Origin of the sequence: Mesorhizobium sp. M0243, assembly GCF_040321775.1 — a bacterium.
Taxonomy (GTDB): domain Bacteria; phylum Pseudomonadota; class Alphaproteobacteria; order Rhizobiales; family Rhizobiaceae; genus Mesorhizobium.
On sequence record NZ_JAMYSF010000013.1, the window covers coordinates 55,191 to 74,219 of the forward strand.

Below are 19,029 nucleotides of genomic sequence, written 5' to 3' on the forward strand. Positions count from 1 at the left end.
CAGGTGGTGCCTTTTTCGAAGTCCGGTGAACTGACTTGGGCGAACTGGCCGGGATTGCGATCAAGTCTTGAACCGATTTGCGGAATGATGCACATCGCGCCTGCATGACCCAAACCGCAGCCGCAGGCACTCATCCGCTCGATCACCTGGTGCTGCCGACGCAGAGCCTTGAGGTTGCGCGAGCCCGGCTCACCGCGCTTGGCTTCGTCGTGGCCCCGACCGGCATCCATCCCTTCGGAACGGAAAACTGCTGTGTTTTCCTGGCCGACGGCACGTATCTCGAACCGCTCGCGGTCGGCGACGAACAGGTGGCGACAAAGGCTATCGCAGACGGCAATGTCTTCGTCACGCGTGATCGCGCCTATCGCGACAGCAACGGCGACGAGGGATTTTCCGCCATTGTTCTAGGCACGGACAATGCCGACGCCGACCATGCACGCTATGTCGATGCCGGCATCTCGGCGGGAGACATGCTGGGCTTTTCGCGCGCCTTCACCGACCCTGCCGGCAAAAGCGACATCGCGTCGTTCAAGCTCGCCTTCGCGGCCGGAGCCGAAGCCACGGACGCCTTCCTGTTTGCCTGCGAGCGGGTCAACGCGCCTGATGTGGACCGCACGGCTTTGCAGGCCCACGCCAACGGCGCGACCGGAATTGTCGAGATCTTGGCGATCAGCGATGCGCCCGGAAAGCAGCATGGGCTGATTTCCGTGGCGGTGGACGATCCGGCCGCCGACAGGCAGGGCGGCATGTTTCCCTTGCCGAATGCAGATTTGAGCGTGCTTGACGGCGCGGCTTTCACCGCGCGCTTCGGCCTGCCTGCCGGCGCGCCGACAGATCTACGCTTCGCAGCGGTGGTCTTTTCGGTTCGGAACGCCGATGTGACATCGAGGCTGCTTGCAGCCAATTCCGTCCAACACGATATAGCGGGCAATGATATCGTCGTGCGGCCTGCACCCGGACAGGGCGCGGCCTTCATCTTCCGGGAGATCCCATGAGCAAGCCGCAAGCGTCCAATTCGATGGCGCCCAATTCGTCGGTAACCGTCGGCAATGTCGTCTTCGACAACAAGGCGGCTCTGTCGCTGATCGCCGGCCCTTGTCAGTTTGAATCACGCCAGCACGCCTTCGATATGGCCGGCGCGCTGAAGGAACTGACCGGCAGGCTCGGCATAGGGCTCGTCTACAAGACCAGCTACGACAAGGCCAACCGCACCTCGCTGTCGGCGACGCGCGGTGCCGGTATGGACGCAGCCCTTCCCGTCTTCGACGAGTTGCGCAAGGAATTTTCGCTCCCCGTGCTGACCGATGTCCATACCGAGGAGCAGTGCGCGATCGTCGCGCCGCATGTCGATGTCCTGCAGATTCCGGCTTTCCTGTCGCGCCAGACGGACATGCTGGTCGCCGCCGCCAGGACCGGCAAGGTGATCAATGTGAAGAAGGGGCAGTTCCTCGCCCCCTGGGACATGAAGAACGTCGTCGCCAAGATCACCGGATCCGGCAATGCCAATGTGCTGACCACCGAGCGCGGCGCGTCCTTCGGCTACAACACGCTGGTGTCCGACATGCGCGCTCTGCCCATCATGGCCGAGATCGGCGCGCCGGTGATCTTCGATGCCACGCATTCGGTGCAGCAACCGGGCGGGCAGGGTGGTTCCTCGGGCGGCGAGCGCCGCTTTGTCGAGACGCTGGCCCGCGCGGCAGTCGCTGTCGGCGTTGCCGGCGTGTTCATCGAGACCCATCAGGATCCCGACAACTCGACCTCTTCCGACGGCCCGAACATGCTCCCGTTGAAGGACATGCCGGCCCTGCTCGAGCGGCTGATGGCATTCGACCGCATCGCCAAGGGCCTCTAAGGGCGGACGCATACTCCGCCGACTGCCGGCGCTTGTGGAAGGCACGAGCCGGCTATACGCTTGGCTGGCAAATGAGCGTTTTGGCAGGAGGAAGCCATGTCCGTCGCCCGCGTCACCGAAATCACATCCTCGTCGAACAAGAGCTTTCAGGACGCCATCGAACAGGGAATTGCGCGCGCATCCAAAACCCTGAAGAACGTCGAGGGCGCCTGGATCCAGGACCAGAAGATCGTCGTCGAAGACGGCAAGATTGTTGCTTATCGCGTCAATATGAAGGTTACCTTCATCCTCGCGGAGTGAACGGTCGACGCCGAAAAAGTCGGGAACCTTCGCCCGCGCCCCTCATTGTCCAAGTATGGTTCGAAACCACAATGAGGAGCACAATCATGGCTACCCAGACAGGTCACACCCAAGCCATCGCCGCTTCGCGGGTCATCGGCACATCGGTCTACAATACCGAAGGCACGAGCATCGGCAGCATCGAGGATGTGATGCTTGACAAGATGACGAACGGCATCATGTTCGCGGTCATCGGTTTTGGCGGCTTCCTCGGTATCGGCGAGAAATATCACGCCATTCCGTGGGCAAGCCTCGACTACGATGAGGACAAAGGCGGGTATGTCGTGCCGTTTTCCAAGGAACAACTCAGGGCGGCACCTGCTTATTCGATCAACGAATTGACCGGGGCGGATGGCGAGGCGGCCCGCGACGAATCCTACAATTATTACAAGGTCACGCCTTACTGGCATTAACAGCAACGATAAAGCGGCCCCGTCGAGAGACGGGGCCGCTTTGGATTCCGGCTTATTCGCTGACGTGTAAGGGGGCCATCGCCTTGGGCGGCGACTGCTGATTGTCGCACGACGTCAGGAATGCCGCCGCGATCAGGAACAGACTCACGATACCACTCAACTGGGACATGGCGAAACTCCTCCTGTTTCGCCCCGCGCCCCCGCACCATAGCCACAAGCCGGCCTGCCGTACATGACTTATGATGACAGCGATTTGCGCTTCGTGAATCGTTCGGAGGCTGAAGCCGCGGCAATAATTGCCAGCCGGCCGATTGCCTTTTGCAGCACTTTGGCTAAGACGTGCGGCATTCTTCAGATCAATCGAGGACATCGCAAATGACCGCCATCATCGACATTGTCGGGCGTGAAATCCTGGACAGCCGTGGAAATCCGACCGTCGAGGTCGATGTCATTCTCGAAGATGGCTCGATGGGCCGCGCGGCGGTGCCATCGGGTGCTTCGACCGGCGCCCACGAGGCCGTCGAACTGCGCGACGGCGGTGCCCGCTATCTCGGCAAGGGTGTGCTCAGGGCCGTCGAAGCGGTGAACGGCGAACTGTTCGAGGCGATCGGCGGCATGGAAGCCGAAAACCAGATCCATATCGACCAGACCATGATCGAGCTTGACGGCACGCCCAATAAGAGCCGGCTTGGCGCCAACGCCATTCTCGGTGTGTCGCTGGCGGTGGCCAAGGCGGCCGCTGATGCCGCCGGCCTGCCGCTGTACCGTTATGTCGGTGGCACCAAGGCGCATCTCCTGCCGGTACCGATGATGAACATCATCAATGGTGGCGCGCATGCCGACAACCCGATCGATTTCCAGGAATTCATGATCCTGCCGATCGGCGCGCCGACGCTGCGCGAAGGTGTACGCTGGGGTTCGGAAATCTTCCATACGCTGCGCAAGAAGCTGAAGGATGCCGGCCACAACACCAATGTCGGCGACGAGGGCGGCTTTGCCCCGAACCTGAAAAGCGCCCCGGTGGCGCTCGATTTCATCATGGAATCGATCGAGCAGGCCGGCTTCAAGCCGGGCGACGAGATCGCGCTCGGCCTCGATTGCGCCGCGACCGAGTTCTTCAAGGACGGCAACTACGTCTATGAGGGCGAGAAGAAGACGCGCGATCCCAAGGCCCAGGCCAAATACCTGGCCAAGCTTGCCGCCGACTATCCGATCATCTCGATCGAGGACGGCTTGGCCGAGGACGATTGGGAAGGCTGGAAGTACCTGACCGACCTGATCGGCAAGAAGACGCAGCTGGTCGGCGACGATTTGTTCGTCACCAACACGGCGCGGCTACGCGACGGCATCCGCATGGGCGTTGCCAATTCGATCCTGGTCAAGGTCAACCAGATCGGCTCGTTGACGGAAACGCTCGACGCCGTCGAGACCGCGCACAAGGCCGGCTACACCGCCGTCATGTCGCACCGCTCGGGCGAAACCGAGGATTCGACCATCGCCGATCTCGCGGTTGCCACCAATTGCGGACAGATCAAGACCGGCTCGCTGTCGCGCTCCGACCGCATGGCCAAGTACAACCAGCTGATCCGCATCGAGGAAGAACTCGGCAAGCAGGCAAGCTATGCCGGCAAGTCGGTGATCAAGGGCTGATCCGGAAAACACTCGGATATCGGATGAAAGGGCGGGAGCATTCCCGCCTTTTTTCATTTCGGTTCGCCAAACCGGTCACCTGTAACCGTCCGTTAAGCACAATCGGGCGAAAAAGATCGTGAGCCGCCTGAGTTCGCGGGCTAGAGCCGGATGATTTCAGGTCTGTTCGACCTGAAGTCTGAATCCGACTCTAAATCAAAGAGATAGAGCATGTTGTCGTCCGAAAACCGCTTCACACATTTCGGCATCACGCTCTAGAGGAACCGGGCGATGTGGACGCGTCAGCACAAGCAGAGAAACACCGGCCGGCTGATCATTCCCTCGCTTTGCGTGGTGTTCCTGGCCTATTTCGGCTTTCATGCCTATCACGGCGAATTCGGCATCTATTCGAAATATCAGCTGGAAGCCCAGACGGTTGCGCTGCAAGGCCAGCTCGATGCGATCAAGGCGCGCCGCATGGAACTCGAGCGCCGCGTTCGGCTGATGCATGAAGGCACGCTCGAGAAGGACATGCTCGATGAGCAGGCACGCAAGGCGCTCAATCTGTCCCAAGCCGATGAAATCACCATTATGTTGCCGACCTCGGTGAAATAACTGATTTCCAGTTAATCGCCAATATTTTCAACGATTTTAATTGCTTAGGCGCATGCCAGCTATGCAAATTCGGCATGGCGCAACGCTTTGACGCGTGTTAGCCTCCCTAAAATCGGTGGGGAGGAGCTGATCTCCCCAGAGCAGATTTCATCCTGCTCTAATGTCCACGAAGAGACGCCAACAGGGAGTGATGCATGGCCACCGCAGCCAGAAAAGCGCCTGCCAAATCCAAATCCGACGGCAAATCGGGGCTTTCCGCCCCCAAGCCCGCCGAGTTCACCAAGGATGAAGAGCTTGCCGCCTACCGGCACATGCTGGTCATCCGTCGTTTCGAGGAAAAGGCCGGCCAGCTTTACGGCATGGGTTTCATCGGCGGCTTCTGTCACCTCTATATCGGCCAGGAAGCGGTCGTCACCGGCATGAAGATGGCGCTGATCGACGGCGATCAGATGATCACCGCCTATCGCGACCACGGCCACATGCTGGCGATGGAGCTGTCGCCGCGCGGCGTCATGGCCGAGCTGACCGGGCGTCGGGGCGGCTTGTCCCGGGGCAAGGGCGGCTCCATGCACATGTTCTCCAAGGAAAAGCACTTTTACGGCGGCCACGGCATCGTCGGTGCGCAGGTGTCTCTTGGTACTGGTCTCGCCTTTGCCAACCGCTACCGCGACAACAACAATGTCTCGCTGACCTATTTCGGCGACGGCGCGGCCAACCAGGGCCAGGTCTATGAAAGCTTCAACATGGCCTCGCTGTGGAAGCTGCCGGTGATCTACATCATCGAGAACAACCGCTATGCGATGGGCACCTCGGTGTCGCGCTCTTCGGCGGAAACCAACTTTTCGCATCGTGGTGCCTCGTTCAAGATCCCGGGCATCCAGGTCGACGGCATGGACGTGCGCGCTGTCAAGGCTGCCGCCGACCAGGCGACCGAATGGTGCCGCGCCGGCAACGGGCCGATCATTCTCGAAATGCAGACCTACCGCTACCGCGGTCACTCGATGTCCGATCCGGCAAAATACCGCTCCAAGGAAGAAGTGCAGAAGATGCGCTCGGACCATGACCCGATCGAGCAGGTCAAGGCACGGCTGATGGAAAAGAAGTGGGCGACCGAGGACGAGCTCAAGACCATCGACAAGGAGGTCCGCGACATCGTCGCCGACGCCGCCGAATTTGCCCAGAACGACGCGGAGCCGGATCCGTCCGAGCTCTGGACCGATATCGTATTGTAACGGGAGGGCAAGGACATGCCGATCGAAATTCTCATGCCCGCTCTCTCGCCGACCATGGAAGAGGGCAATCTTTCCAAGTGGTTGAAGAACGAGGGCGACAAGGTCGTCGCCGGCGACGTTATCGCCGAGATCGAGACCGACAAGGCGACGATGGAAGTCGAAGCTGTTGACGAAGGCACGCTGGGCAAGATCCTGATCGCCGCCGGTACCGAAGGCGTCAAGGTCAACACACCGATCGCCGTGCTGCTGCAGGACGGCGAAAGTGCCGGGGATATCGGCAAGTCTGCGGCGCCCGCCAAGGCGGAAGCACCTGCAAAGGCAGAGGCTCCGGCCGCAGCAGAGGACAAGGCGGAGGCCACAAAGCCGGCCGCCGCACCGGTGGCTGCCGCCCCGAAGACGGAGATCGCCGCCGATCCGGACATTCCGGCCGGCACGGAGATGGTCTCCACCACGGTGCGCGAAGCGCTGCGCGATGCGATGGCCGAGGAAATGCGCCGCGACGGCGATGTCTTCGTCATGGGCGAGGAGGTTGCCGAATACCAGGGCGCCTACAAGATCACGCAGGGCCTGCTGCAGGAATTCGGGCCGCGGCGCGTCGTCGATACGCCGATCACCGAGCATGGCTTTGCCGGCGTTGGCGTGGGTGCGGCGATGGCCGGCCTGAAGCCGATCGTCGAGTTCATGACCTTCAACTTCGCCATGCAGGCGATCGACCAGATCATCAACTCGGCCGCCAAGACGCTCTATATGTCCGGCGGCCAGATGGGCGCGCCGATCGTGTTCCGTGGACCGAACGGTGCCGCCGCACGCGTCGCTGCCCAGCACTCGCAGTGCTATGCCGCCTGGTACAGCCACATTCCGGGCCTGAAAGTGGTGATGCCCTACACCGCCGCTGACGCCAAGGGCTTGCTGAAGGCAGCGATCCGCGATCCGAACCCAATCATCTTCCTCGAGAATGAAATCCTTTACGGTCAGTCCTTCGACGTGCCGAAGCTGGACGATTTCGTGTTGCCGATCGGCAAGGCGCGCATCCATAAATCAGGCAAGGATGTCACCATCGTCTCCTTCGGCATCGGCATGACCTATGCGGTCAAGGCTGAAGCGGAACTGCGTGGCCTTGGCATCGATGCCGAGATCATCGACTTGCGCACGATCCGGCCGCTCGATCTCGACACCATCATCGCCTCGGTCAAGAAGACCAACCGCCTGGTGGTGGTGGAGGAAGGTTATCCGCAGAACTCGGTCGGCGACCATATCGCCAACCAGGTGTCGCAGCGCGCCTTCGACTTTCTGGACGCGCCGGTCATCACCATCGCCGGCAAGGATGTGCCGATGCCTTATGCGGCCAACCTCGAGAAGCTGGCGTTGCCGAATGTCGGCGAAGTCATCGAGGCGGTCAAAGCCGTCACGTATCGCTGAACCGGGCGGGAGGACAAAATGCCAATCAACATCACCATGCCGGCCCTGTCGCCCACGATGGAAGAGGGCAATCTGTCCAAGTGGCTCGTCAAGGAAGGCGACAAGGTTTCGCCGGGCGATGTCATTGCCGAGATCGAGACCGACAAGGCGACGATGGAAGTCGAAGCCGTCGATGAGGGCACGGTTGCAAAGCTCGTCGTTCCCGCCGGCACCGAGGGCGTCAAGGTCAATGCGCTGATCGCCGTGCTCGCCGGAGAGGGCGAGGATGCAGGCGCCGTCGCGAAAAGCGGTGGCGGTGCCGCACCAGCGAAAGCCGAGGCGCCGAAAGCGGAGGAGCCCAAGGCTGACGCACCAAAGGCGGAAGCATCAAAGGCGGAAGCATCAAAGGCGGAACCGGTCGCGACCGCACCCAAGGCAGAGGCGGCTCCAGTTGCCAATGGTCATGCGGCCGGCGAGCGCACCTTCGCCTCGCCGCTCGCACGTCGCATCGCCAGGGAAGCCGGCGTCGATGTGTCTGCCGTGACCGGCACCGGCCCGCATGGCCGCGTCGTCAAGGCAGATATCGACGCCGCGATTGCCGGTGGCGGCGCCAAGCCTGCCGCCAAGGCAGCACCCGCCGGGGCTCCGGCAACTGCTCCTGCTGTGAAGGCGATGTCCGACGATCAGGTGCTGAAGCTGTTCGAGGCTGGCTCCTACGATCTCGTCCCGCATGACAATATGCGCAAGACCATTGCGCGCCGCCTGGTCGAGGCCAAGACCACCATCCCGCATTTCTACCTGACGCTCGACTGCGAGCTCGATGCACTCCTCGCATTGCGCACGCAGATTAACGCCGCAGCCCCGGTAAAGAAGACCGACAAAGGCGATGCGCCCGCCTACAAGCTGTCGGTCAACGACATGGTCATCAAGGCGATGGCGATGGCGCTGAAGGCGGTGCCGGATGCCAATGCCTCATGGACCGAAAGCGCCATGGTCAAGCACAAGCATGCCGATGTCGGCGTCGCCGTGTCGATCCCGGGCGGCCTGATCACACCGATCATTCGGCATGCCGACGAAAAGACGCTGTCCACCATCTCCAACGAGATGAAGGATCTGGCCAGCCGGGCGCGCAGCCGCAAGCTGAAGCCGGAAGAGTATCAGGGCGGCACCACGGCGGTGTCCAACCTCGGCATGTTCGGCATCAAGGACTTTGCCGCCGTCATCAACCCGCCGCATGCGACGATCCTTGCCGTCGGTGCCGGCGAGGAGCGGGCGGTGGTCAAGAACGGCGAGATCAAAATCGCCACCGTGATGTCGGTGACGCTGTCGACCGACCATCGCGCCGTCGACGGCGCGCTGGGTGCCGAACTGCTGGTCGCCTTCAAGCGCCTGATCGAGAACCCGATGGGCATGCTGGTTTAGGACGGAGAGGGCGGTGCGGATCTTCTTCACCTCCCTTATGGCGTTTTTCCTGTCAGGATTGGCAGGCGGCTTGGTTGCTCAACAGCTGGCGGTCGCAACCCATGCGCAGGAAGAATACATTCTGGTGTTCATGACGTCGGTGCTTGTCACCATTGTCGCGACGATCGTGTTTTTCATCGCGCAGCTTTTTTCGAACGCACCGTCGATCATCAACTGGCTGGGCCTCTGCGCAATTGTCCTGTTCGTGCTGATCGGGCTCGGCCTGATCGGTTGGACGTTCTCTCAGCCGGTCGATAAGCGCCAGTGGGAAGGTGACCTGCCGATCGTCGCCGGCCTGGTTTTGCCGAACCTGGCCACTGTGCTGGTTCAATGGCTGTTCGTGCGCTGGCGGTTGAGGCGCGGCTCGATTAACGCACAGGTGGGCGCATGAAGACGGTTCTTTGTTACGGCGACTCGCTGACCTGGGGCTACAATGCCGAAGGTGGCCGCCATGCGCTGGAAGACCGCTGGCCGAGCGTGCTGCAGGCAGCGTTAGGCGCCGACGTGCAAGTGATTGCCGATGGCCTCAACGGCCGCACCACGGCCTTCGACGATCATCTGGCCGGTGCGGACCGCAACGGTGCAAAACTGCTACCAACCGTCCTGACGACCCATGCGCCGATCGACCTGATTGTCATCATGCTCGGCGCCAACGACATGAAGCCGTGGATCCACGGCAATCCCGTCGCGGCCAAGCAGGGCATCCAGCGGCTGATCGACATCGTGCGCGGTCACGACTATCCGTTCGACTGGCCGGCGCCGCAGATCCTGATCGTTTCGCCGCCTGTGGTCAGCCGTACAGACAATGCCGAATTCAAGGAGATGTTCGCCGGCGGTGACGAGGCTTCGACGCGGTTGGCGCCGCTCTATGCCGCTCTTGCCGATGAGGCCGGCTGCGGCTTCTTCGACGCCGGCAGCGTGGCGCAAACCACCCCGCTCGACGGCGTCCATCTCGATGCCGAAAACACGCGAAACATCGGCAAGGCGCTGGCACCCGTCGTGCGCGTCATGCTGGAATTGTGAAGGAGAAAAACCGTGGCTGAGAACTACGACGTCATCATCATCGGCTCCGGCCCTGGCGGCTATGTCACCGCGGTGCGTTCCGCGCAACTCGGCTTCAAGACGGCGATCGTCGAGCGCGAGCATCTCGGCGGTATCTGCCTCAACTGGGGCTGCATCCCGACCAAGGCGCTGCTGCGCTCGGCCGAGATCATGCACTATTCGGACCACCTGAAGGATTACGGGCTGAAGCTCGACGGCAAGGTCAGCGTCGATGCGTCAGCCGTGGTCGACCGCTCGCGCAAGGTGTCGCTGCGGCTCAATGGCGGCGTTGCCTTCCTCATGAAGAAGAACAAGGTCGACGTCATCTGGGGCGAGGCCAAGCTTTCGAAGCCGGGCGAGATCGTCGTGTCGAAGACGGCCAAGAAGCCGATGGAGCCGCAGCCGCCAGTGCCGAAAGGCGTCAAGGGCGAGGGCACCTATACCGCCAAGCACATCATCCTGGCGACCGGCGCCCGGCCGCGCGCGCTGCCCGGCATCGAGCCGGACGGCAGACTGATCTGGACTTATTTTGAAGCCATGGTGCCGAAGGAGATGCCGAAGTCGCTGCTGGTCATGGGGTCGGGCGCCATCGGCATCGAATTCGCCTCCTTCTACCGCACCATGGGCGCCGAAGTGACGGTGGTCGAATTGCTGCCGGCGGTGATGCCGGTCGAGGATGCCGAAGTCTCGAAATTCGCGCAGAAGCAGTTCGAGAAGCAAGGCATGAAGATCATCCTCGAAGCCAAGGTGACCAAGGTCGAGAAGGGTGCCAACTCGGTCACCGCGCATGTCGAGATGAAGGACGGCAAGGTCGAGAAGATCACCGCCGATCGGATGATCTCGGCCGTCGGCGTCCAGGGCAACATCGAGGGCCTCGGACTCGAGGCGCTTGGCGTGAAGACGGAGCGTGGCTGCGTCGTCATCGATGGTTACGGCAAGACCAACGTGCCGGGCATCTACGCCATCGGCGATGTCGCCGGCCCGCCGATGCTCGCTCACAAGGCCGAACATGAGGGGGTCGTGTGCATCGAGAAGATCGCAGATTTTCCTGGCGTGCATGCCACCGACAAGCTGAAGATTCCGGGCTGCACCTACTGCAATCCGCAGGTCGCCTCGGTTGGGCTGACGGAAGCCAAGGCCAAGGCCGAGGGCAAGGACATCCGGGTCGGGCGCTTCCAGTTCGCCGCCAATGGCAAGGCGATTGCGCTCGGTGAGGATCAGGGTTTCATCAAGACCATCTTCGACAAGAAGACCGGTCAATTGCTCGGCGCCCACATGGTCGGTGCCGAAGTGACCGAACTGATCCAGGGTTTTGTCGTGGCGATGAACCTGGAGACGACCGAGGAAGAGCTGATGCACACCATCTTCCCGCACCCGACGCTGTCGGAGATGATGAAGGAAAGCGTGCTCGACGCCTATGGCCGCGCGCTCAACGCCTGATAGATTGAAAGCGCTGCTACAGATGGAACCCGGCGGCAAGGTACTTCGTTTGCGAATGCGTTTTCACGTATCCCACAAGGAGAAGGCATATGCACCTGAATGGCGTCGGCTGGATAGCAGCCATCATCATCGGCGGCCTGGCAGGCTGGTTCGCCGAAATGTTCATGAAGAGCAACACCGGCATCTTCATGAACATCGTCATGGGCATCGTCGGCGCGGTCGTGCTGAACGCCATTCTGCAGGCTCTCAATTTTGGCCCGTTCGGCGTCGGCTGGATTGCCTATCTGATCACCGGCTTTATCGGTGCCTGCCTGCTGATCTGGGCCGGGCGTCTGGTGCGCCGTTAGCATCACTGAAGAGTTGCTATGCGAAAAAGGCTGTTGCGGCATGCGCCGTGGCGGCCTTTTTCTTTGCGTTGAAAAGTCTTAGATAACGTTATGACAGCGAACGCCTGACTGGCGTCGCGAATGAACCAGGTTTCCCGATGGTCACTGTCCTCGATACGATCGCCAACGCCCCGCGCTTGCGGCATCCGGAAAAGGCGCACAAGCCTGATCAGGACGTGCTGCGCAAGCCCGACTGGATCCGCGTCAAGGCGCCGGTGTCGAAGGGCTATGCCGAAACGCGCGAAATCGTCAAATCGCACAAGCTGGTGACGGTCTGCGAAGAGGCCGGCTGCCCCAACATCGGCGAATGCTGGGAAAAGAAGCACGCCACCTTCATGATCATGGGCGAGATCTGCACCCGCGCCTGCGCCTTCTGCAACGTCGCCACGGGCATTCCAACAGCGCTTGACCCGGATGAACCGGCCCGCGTCGCGCATGCGGTCAAGCAGATGGGCCTTACCCATGTGGTCATCACCTCGGTCGACCGCGACGATCTCTCCGATGGCGGTGCGCAGCATTTCGCCGAGGTCATCCGCGCCATCCGGGCCGCGACGCCTTCGACGACGATCGAAATCCTGACGCCCGACTTCCTGCGCAAGGACGGCGCGCTGGAGATCGTCGTGGCCGCCAAGCCCGACGTCTTCAACCACAATCTCGAAACCGTACCGTCGAACTATCTGACGGTTCGTCCGGGCGCCCGCTATTTCCATTCGATCCGGCTGTTGCAGCGGGTCAAGGAGCTTGATCCGTCAATCTTCACCAAGTCCGGCATCATGGTGGGGCTGGGCGAGGAACGGAATGAAATCCTGCAGCTGATGGACGATCTGCGGTCCGCCAATGTCGATTTCATGACCATCGGCCAGTACCTGCAACCGTCGAAGAAGCACCATCCGGTGATCCGCTTCGTCACGCCGGAGGAGTTCAAATCCTTTGAGACGATCGGCCGGACCAAGGGTTTCCTGCTGGTGGCGTCTAGCCCGCTGACGCGTTCGTCGCATCACGCCGGCGACGATTTCGCCAAGCTGCGTGCGGCACGGGAAGCGATTCTCAAGAAATCAGCTTAATCCGCTGGTTTCATGCCAAAATTCGAAGCCATCCGACGCGTATCCCATACACCCGAGCAGATGTTCGCTTTGGTCGCCGATGTTGAATCCTATCCGCAATTCCTGCCGCTTTGCGAAGCGCTGACGGTTCGCTCGCGCAAGGAGCGTGACGGGCGCACGGTTCTGCTTGCCGACATGAGCATTGGTTACAAGGCGATCCGTGAAACCTTCACGACGCAGGTGCTGCTGAAGCCCGCCGAGAACACCATCGACGTGAAGTACATCGACGGGCCGTTCAAATATTTGAGCAATGTCTGGCGTTTCGAACCCGACGGCGCCGGTTGCGCCGTCCGCTTCTTCATCGACTACGAGTTCAAGAGTCGTATTCTGGGCGCGGTCATGGGGACCATGTTCGATCGCGCCTTCCGCATGTTCGCCGAAGCCTTTGAGAAGCGCGCCGACGTCATCTACGGTGCAGCACCTCGGGCCCAAGGTTAGCCGAGTGCTTGCAGGCCCAGTTCCAGCGCTTGCCGGACCGTTTCGCGACGAATGAAATCGCGGCCTTTGTCTGCAAAGAGCTGGTGCTCGGCGACAATCGGTCGGCCGTCCAGCGCAACCCCGAACCAGACCAGGCCGACCGGTTTTCCCGCCGAACCGCCGCCAGGCCCGGCAATGCCGGTGACCGCCAGGGTCAGCCCGGCGCGCGAACGGACAAGCGCGCCTGTTGCCATCTCGATCGCCGTCTCGCGCGAAACCGCGCCGTGCGCCTCAAGCGTGGCGGCGGAGACACCGAGCATGTCCATCTTGGCCTCGTTGGAATAGGTGATGAAGCCGCGATCGACCACGGCCGAGGAACCGGCGATGTCGGTGAGCGCGGCGATGATCATGCCGCCGGTGCAGCTTTCCGCCGTTGCCAGCATGATGCCGCGCTTCTGGCAGGCTTGCAGCAGCGCATTTGCCAGCTCGTTGTTGCTCATTCCGGCACCTCGCCGGGAAACACCACGCTGGCGGTGGCAATCGCCGCTATGCCTTCCTCGCGCCCGACAAAGCCGAGCTTCTCATTGGTTGTGGCCTTGATCGAGATGCGATCCGGCGTAATCGCCAGCATCTGAGAAAGGGCTGCGGTCATGGCCTCGCGATGCGGCCCGACGCGCGGCGCTTCGCAGATCAGCGTGATGTCGGCATTGGCGATGCGGCCGCCGCGCGCGCGCACCAGCCTTGCCGCATGCTCGACGAATATGCGCGACGCAGCGCCTTTCCACTGCGGGTCGGACGGCGGGAAATGCGTGCCGATGTCGCCAGCGCCGCAAGTCGCCAGCAGCGCATCGGTCAAGGCGTGCAGGCCGACATCGGCGTCGGAATGGCCGGACAGTTTCTTGTCGTGCGCTATGGCGACGCCACACAGCGTGACATGGTCTCCCGGTTCGAAGGCGTGGACGTCGTAGCCATTGCCGGTACGGATGTCGGGAAAGCGCACGCGTTCGCCGGAAAGCCGCTGGTCCGCCATCGCAATATCCCGTGCCCAGGTGAGTTTGACATTGTCCGGCGAGCCCGGAACGATCTTGACCGGAATATGCGCCCATTCGGCGATCGCGGCATCGTCGGTAAAATCCATTTTTCCCAGATGATGGGCTTTCTCGTGCGCGGCAAGAATGGGCCAGAACGGAAAGCCTTGTGGCGTTTGCGCCGCGTGAAGCCCGCTGCGCGATACGGTTTCGCCAACCACGCCGGAGGCCGATTCGCGCTTCAGCGTGTCGGCGACGGGCAAAGCGGGCAACGCGCCCTCGCGCTCGCCGATGGCGGCGATGGTGCGATCTATCAGGTCCGCATCGACAAACGGGCGGACGGCGTCGTGGATCAGAACCTGCGCCGGCGCGTGGCCTCTAAGGGCAAGCAGGCCGAGCCGGACGGATTCCTGCCTCGTCGCCCCGCCCATGATGGCGGTGACGCGCTCTACATTGGCGCCCGCCGCCTGCCGGAACAGCTCGTGGTCATCGGCATGAATGGCGACGACGATCTCGCTGGTCCGCGGGTGGGCCAGAAAAATGTCCAGCGTGTGTGCAATGACGGCAAAGCCGCCAATGTGTTGATATTGCTTCGGTCCGTTGGCCTGTCCGGCGCGCGCACCACGGCCGGCCGCAACGATCACCACCGCGACCTTGCCATCCGCATCCGAAACGTGATTTTCACTTGCGTCAGTCATGCCCGTTTGGTCCTAGCGCACGATCCCGAAAAGTGTAATCGGTTTTCGGAAAGATCGTGCGCTAAGTATGAAATTCCAAAGCGTCCTTTGCGCGTCCTGAGGGACGCGCGGCGCTTTGGTCGCGGCCAAAGCCGAAGGCCAGCATTTTTCCCAATTGCGCCTAAATGTGGCGTCATTCCGCGTTGCACATTGCGCCGGTTCTGGCTAGAGAATGTGCAACGAATGAAGATGCTTGGTTTTTGTGCATGGTTAACTTGACCAAATTGCCTGACTTGACCAAATTGGCAGGGCCGCTTGATGTCGGCGGTGTGAGACTCCGCAATCGCGTGTTCCTCGCACCAATGTCGGGGATTACGGACGAGCCGTTCCGGCAGCGTGCCCACGCGCATGGAGCAGGCCTGGTCGTGTCCGAAATGGTTGCCAGCGGAGAGCTCGCCAAGGGCAGGGCCGGTTTCAACCTGCGCATACGCCACTCCGGCCTGCCCGTCCATATGGTTCAGCTTGCAGGCCGTGAGGCGATGCACATGGCCGAAGGTGCCAGAATCGCAGCCGGTGAGGGGGCCGACATTATCGACATCAACATGGGCTGCCCGGCCAAGAAGGTTACCGGCGGTTATGCGGGTTCGGCATTGATGCTGGATCTCGACCACGCACTGTCGCTGATCGACGCCGTTGTCGGCGCGGTCGAGGTGCCAGTGACGGTCAAGATGCGGCTTGGCTGGGACGAAGGCGCGCTCAACGCGCCGATGCTCGCGCGCCGCGCCGAGCAGGCCGGTGTCAGCATGGTGACCGTGCACGGCCGCACGCGCTGCCAGTTCTACCAGGGCAAGGCCGACTGGCGCGCCATCGCCCGCGTCAAGGAAGCCGTGTCCATCCCGGTCGTCGCCAATGGTGACGTCTCTTCGCCGGCGGAAGCGGCCGACATTCTCGATCAATCGGGTGCCGACGCCGTGATGATCGGCCGTGCCCATTATGGCGCGCCCTGGATCGCAGGCGGCATTGCGGCCGCGGCGACCGGCGAGGCGACGCCAAACATGCCACGGGACTCGACCGCGGTCGCCGACTACATCGTGGCCCACTATGAGGACATGCTGGCGCTCTACGGCGCCGAAAGCGGCCTGCGCCAGGCGCGCAAGCATCTTGGCTGGTATCTTGATCGGCATGCCGGCGGCGTCGCCGACGACAGCCGAAAGGCTATACTGACCGCATTCGAGCCCGCGCGCGTTATTGCCTTGCTGCGCGATGTGTTTTCGCGCGATCCGCAACCCTTGAACCTGCGGAGCGCCGCATGAACGCCGCCGCCGGCCAGGGCGCCGAAATGGCGGATGCCGCCCAAATCGTGCTCAACACCATCCGCCGCCCGGTGATCATGATCAGCGAGGAGGGGTTCATCACGTTCGCCAACGCCGATGCGGAAGACTTTTTTCGCTCGAGCGCGACCATGCTCGCCCGCAACACGCTGTCAAAACTCATTCCCTTCGGCAGCCCGCTGCTGACACTGGTCGACCAGGTGCGCGAGCGCCGGGCTCCGGTCAACGAGTACCGCGTCGACGTGTCGTCGCCGCGGCTCGGCATCGAGAAGGTCGTCGATCTCTATGTCGCGCCGGTACCGGAATTTCCGGGCTCGGTGGTGGTTATGTTCCAGGAACGGTCGATGGCCGACAAGATTGACCGGCAGATGACGCATCGGGGCGCGGCACGTTCGGTCACCGGTCTGGCGGCGATGCTTGCCCATGAGATCAAGAACCCGCTCTCAGGCATCCGCGGCGCTGCCCAGTTGCTCGAACTGTCGGCTTCCGACGAAGACCGCGCGCTGACGCGGCTGATCACCGACGAGACCGACCGCATCGTGTCGCTGGTCGATCGCATGGAGGTATTTTCCGACGAGCGGCCGATCGACCGCTACCCCGTCAACATCCATGTCGTTCTCGACCATGTGAAGGCGATTGCCAAGAACGGTTTTGCCAAGAGAATCAAGATATTGGAGGATTACGATCCTTCGTTGCCTCCGGTGTTTGCCAACCGCGACCAGTTGATCCAGGTGTTCCTCAACTTGGTCAAGAACGCCGCCGAGGCGATCGGCAGCGACCCGCAGGGCGAGATCGTGCTGTCGACCGCCTTCCGGCCAGGCATCCGTGTTTCCGTTCCGGGCACGCAGGACCGCGTGTCGCTGCCGCTGGAATTCTGCGTGCGCGACAACGGCTCCGGCGTTTCGGAAGACATCTTGCCGATCCTGTTCGACCCGTTCATCACCACCAAGCCGAACGGCTCCGGGTTGGGTCTTGCGCTGGTCGCCAAGATCGTCGGCGAGCATGGCGGCATCATCGAATGCGAATCGACGCCGCGCGGCACCACATTCCGCATCCTGATGCCGGCCTGGAAAGAAGCGCCAAACGGCGCCGATGATGACGGTGAAGGAGACCGCAAATGACCGTTCGCGGCAATATTCTCGTCGCCGACGACGACGCGGCGATCCGTACCGTCCTCAACCAGGCGCTTTCGCGCGCCGGCCACGAGGTGCGCGTCACCTCCAATGCTTCGACTTTGTGGCGCTGGGTGGCGGCGGGCGAGGGCGACCTTGTCATCACCGATGTGGTCATGCCGGACGAGAACGCCTTCGACATGCTGCCGCGCATCAAGAAGGCGAGGCCGGAGCTGCCGGTCATCGTCATGAGCGCTCAGAACACCTTCATGACGGCGATCCGCGCCTCCGAAACCGGCGCCTATGAATATCTGCCTAAGCCGTTCGACCTGACCGAACTGCTCAACATCGTCAACCGCGCGCTTTCCGAGCCGCGTCGGCCGAAGATCGACGCGCGGCCGGAAGAGCAGCCCGATGCAATGCCGCTGGTCGGCCGCTCGGCCGCCATGCAGGACATCTACCGCATGCTGGCGCGCATGATGCAGACCGACCTGACGGTGATGATCTCGGGCGAATCCGGTACCGGCAAGGAGCTGGTGGCGCGCGCGCTGCATGAATATGGCCGCCGCCGCGGCGGCCCCTTCGTCGCCATCAATATGGCGGCGATCCCGCGCGACCTGATCGAATCGGAACTGTTCGGTCACGAGAAGGGTGCCTTCACCGGCGCACAGAATCGCTCGACCGGGCGCTTCGAGCAGGCTGAAGGCGGCACGCTGTTCCTCGACGAAATCGGCGACATGCCGATGGAGGCGCAGACGCGGCTGCTGCGCGTGCTCCAACAGGGCGAATACACGACGGTTGGCGGACGCACGCCGATCAAGACCGACGTGCGCATCGTCGCCGCCACCAACAAGGATCTGCGCACGCTGATCAACCAGGGGCTTTTCCGCGAGGATCTTTTCTATCGCCTCAATGTCGTGCCGCTCCGGCTGCCAGCGCTGCGCGAGCGCTCCGAGGACGTGCCGGACCTCGTCCGCCACTTCTTCAAGCTCGGCGAAATGGAAGGCCTACAGACCAAGCGCATTTCTTCCGGCGGCATCGAGTTGATGAAGCGCTATCCGTGGCCAGGCAATGTTCGCGAACTGGAAAACCTGGTTCGCAGGCTTGCCGCGCTCTATTCGCAGGACGAAATTTCCGCCGAGATCATCGAGGCCGAGCTGAAGACCGGCGAGCGCCCCGTAGTGCCGGGAGGCGGTAACCTCATTCCCGACGATTTGTCGATTGGCCAGGCGGTCGAGCATTTCCTGCAGCGCTATTTCGCGTCGTTCGCCGGCGACTTGCCTCCTGCCGGGCTCTATCAGCGCATCCTGTCCGAGGTCGAGTTTCCGCTTGTCCTGGCCTCGATGACGGCAACGCGTGGCAACCAGATCAAGGCTGCGGAACTGCTGGGCTTGAACCGCAACACGCTGCGCAAGAAGATTCGCGAGCTCGGCGTCAACGTCTACAAATCATCGCGGCAGGGCTGAGCCTTGATCTGAGCCCGCGCTCTTTTCAGGGGATCGGCTCGCGAAAGATTTCCGTCTCGGTCACACTTGTTGCATAATCGCCACAATGC

Annotated in this window: 20 protein-coding genes; 18 read left to right on the plus strand and 2 right to left on the minus strand. The window is 62.0% G+C overall.

Going from position 1 to position 19,029, the window contains the following annotated elements; translation table 11 throughout:
• Positions 1 to 104 precede the first annotated feature (104 nt).
• From NKJ11_RS18300 to NKJ11_RS18370, 15 genes are all read left to right on the plus strand, one after another.
• The gene (locus tag NKJ11_RS18300) at positions 105 to 995 is read left to right on the plus strand and encodes a VOC family protein (protein WP_352611733.1); all 891 of its coding nucleotides are present in this window, start codon (positions 105 to 107) and stop codon (positions 993 to 995) included.
• A complete protein-coding gene (gene kdsA, locus NKJ11_RS18305) occupies positions 992 to 1,852 on the plus strand; it encodes a 3-deoxy-8-phosphooctulonate synthase (RefSeq protein ID WP_031213495.1) in 861 nt (286 codons plus the stop codon). Before NKJ11_RS18300 ends, kdsA begins: the two co-directional genes overlap by 4 nt.
• Positions 1,853 to 1,948: 96 nt before the next feature.
• On the plus strand, positions 1,949 to 2,152 hold the full coding sequence (locus NKJ11_RS18310) for a dodecin family protein (RefSeq protein WP_352552015.1): 204 nt from the start codon (positions 1,949 to 1,951) through the stop codon (positions 2,150 to 2,152).
• 86 nt (positions 2,153 to 2,238) lie between these two features.
• Positions 2,239 to 2,604 (plus strand): PRC-barrel domain-containing protein, encoded by a 366-nt coding sequence (locus tag NKJ11_RS18315; protein ID WP_127294419.1) that lies wholly within the window; start codon positions 2,239 to 2,241, stop codon positions 2,602 to 2,604.
• Between the two features lie 375 nt (positions 2,605 to 2,979).
• On the plus strand, positions 2,980 to 4,254 hold the full coding sequence (gene eno, locus NKJ11_RS18320; protein ID WP_023812044.1) for a phosphopyruvate hydratase: 1,275 nt from the start codon (positions 2,980 to 2,982) through the stop codon (positions 4,252 to 4,254).
• A 270-nt stretch (positions 4,255 to 4,524) separates the two neighbouring features.
• Entirely contained in the window at positions 4,525 to 4,848 is a 324-nt protein-coding gene (locus tag NKJ11_RS18325; protein ID WP_023812043.1) for an FtsB family cell division protein, read from the plus strand.
• 194 nt (positions 4,849 to 5,042) lie between these two features.
• Positions 5,043 to 6,080 (plus strand): pyruvate dehydrogenase (acetyl-transferring) E1 component subunit alpha, encoded by a 1,038-nt coding sequence (gene pdhA / locus NKJ11_RS18330; RefSeq protein WP_352793897.1) that lies wholly within the window; start codon positions 5,043 to 5,045, stop codon positions 6,078 to 6,080.
• A gap of 15 nt (positions 6,081 to 6,095) precedes the next feature.
• Entirely contained in the window at positions 6,096 to 7,499 is a 1,404-nt protein-coding gene (locus NKJ11_RS18335) for a pyruvate dehydrogenase complex E1 component subunit beta (protein WP_023812041.1), read from the plus strand.
• Between the two features lie 18 nt (positions 7,500 to 7,517).
• On the plus strand, positions 7,518 to 8,900 hold the full coding sequence (locus NKJ11_RS18340) for a pyruvate dehydrogenase complex dihydrolipoamide acetyltransferase (protein ID WP_128304446.1): 1,383 nt from the start codon (positions 7,518 to 7,520) through the stop codon (positions 8,898 to 8,900).
• A 13-nt stretch (positions 8,901 to 8,913) separates the two neighbouring features.
• On the plus strand, positions 8,914 to 9,330 hold the full coding sequence (locus NKJ11_RS18345; RefSeq protein WP_352793898.1) for a hypothetical protein: 417 nt from the start codon (positions 8,914 to 8,916) through the stop codon (positions 9,328 to 9,330).
• A complete protein-coding gene (locus NKJ11_RS18350; RefSeq protein ID WP_128304447.1) occupies positions 9,327 to 9,962 on the plus strand; it encodes an SGNH/GDSL hydrolase family protein in 636 nt (211 codons plus the stop codon). The genes NKJ11_RS18345 and NKJ11_RS18350 overlap by 4 nt, the downstream gene beginning before the upstream one ends.
• A 12-nt stretch (positions 9,963 to 9,974) precedes the next feature.
• Positions 9,975 to 11,420, plus strand: a complete 1,446-nt coding sequence (gene lpdA, locus NKJ11_RS18355) for a dihydrolipoyl dehydrogenase (protein WP_128304448.1) — start codon at positions 9,975 to 9,977, stop codon at positions 11,418 to 11,420.
• A gap of 89 nt (positions 11,421 to 11,509) precedes the next feature.
• Positions 11,510 to 11,767, plus strand: coding sequence for a GlsB/YeaQ/YmgE family stress response membrane protein (locus NKJ11_RS18360; RefSeq protein ID WP_023812036.1), 258 nt, complete (start codon positions 11,510 to 11,512; stop codon positions 11,765 to 11,767).
• A 137-nt stretch (positions 11,768 to 11,904) separates the two neighbouring features.
• The gene (gene lipA, locus NKJ11_RS18365; protein ID WP_023812035.1) at positions 11,905 to 12,870 is read left to right on the plus strand and encodes a lipoyl synthase; all 966 of its coding nucleotides are present in this window, start codon (positions 11,905 to 11,907) and stop codon (positions 12,868 to 12,870) included.
• Positions 12,871 to 12,882: 12 nt separating this feature from the next.
• Positions 12,883 to 13,347, plus strand: a complete 465-nt coding sequence (locus NKJ11_RS18370; RefSeq protein ID WP_352677851.1) for a type II toxin-antitoxin system RatA family toxin — start codon at positions 12,883 to 12,885, stop codon at positions 13,345 to 13,347.
• Here NKJ11_RS18370 and NKJ11_RS18375 read toward each other — a convergent pair.
• Both NKJ11_RS18375 and NKJ11_RS18380 read right to left on the minus strand, forming a co-directional pair.
• The gene (locus NKJ11_RS18375) at positions 13,344 to 13,826 is read right to left on the minus strand and encodes a CinA family protein (protein ID WP_352677849.1); all 483 of its coding nucleotides are present in this window, start codon (positions 13,824 to 13,826) and stop codon (positions 13,344 to 13,346) included. The two genes, NKJ11_RS18370 and NKJ11_RS18375, sit on opposite strands and share 4 nt — an antisense overlap.
• A complete protein-coding gene (locus tag NKJ11_RS18380; RefSeq protein ID WP_352677847.1) occupies positions 13,823 to 15,052 on the minus strand; it encodes a bifunctional 2-C-methyl-D-erythritol 4-phosphate cytidylyltransferase/2-C-methyl-D-erythritol 2,4-cyclodiphosphate synthase in 1,230 nt (409 codons plus the stop codon). The genes NKJ11_RS18375 and NKJ11_RS18380 overlap by 4 nt, the downstream gene beginning before the upstream one ends.
• A gap of 263 nt (positions 15,053 to 15,315) precedes the next feature.
• Here NKJ11_RS18380 and dusB point away from each other — a divergent pair, with 263 nt between their 5' ends.
• Genes dusB through ntrC form a run of 3 tightly spaced genes read left to right on the plus strand, consistent with a single transcriptional unit; the run spans position 15,316 to position 18,940 of the window.
• On the plus strand, positions 15,316 to 16,344 hold the full coding sequence (gene dusB, locus NKJ11_RS18385; RefSeq protein WP_352611759.1) for a tRNA dihydrouridine synthase DusB: 1,029 nt from the start codon (positions 15,316 to 15,318) through the stop codon (positions 16,342 to 16,344).
• Positions 16,341 to 17,483, plus strand: a complete 1,143-nt coding sequence (locus tag NKJ11_RS18390; protein ID WP_023812029.1) for a two-component system sensor histidine kinase NtrB — start codon at positions 16,341 to 16,343, stop codon at positions 17,481 to 17,483. The genes dusB and NKJ11_RS18390 overlap by 4 nt, the downstream gene beginning before the upstream one ends.
• Positions 17,480 to 18,940 (plus strand): nitrogen regulation protein NR(I), encoded by a 1,461-nt coding sequence (ntrC, locus tag NKJ11_RS18395; RefSeq protein ID WP_023812028.1) that lies wholly within the window; start codon positions 17,480 to 17,482, stop codon positions 18,938 to 18,940. Before NKJ11_RS18390 ends, ntrC begins: the two co-directional genes overlap by 4 nt.
• Positions 18,941 to 19,029 lie beyond the last annotated feature (89 nt).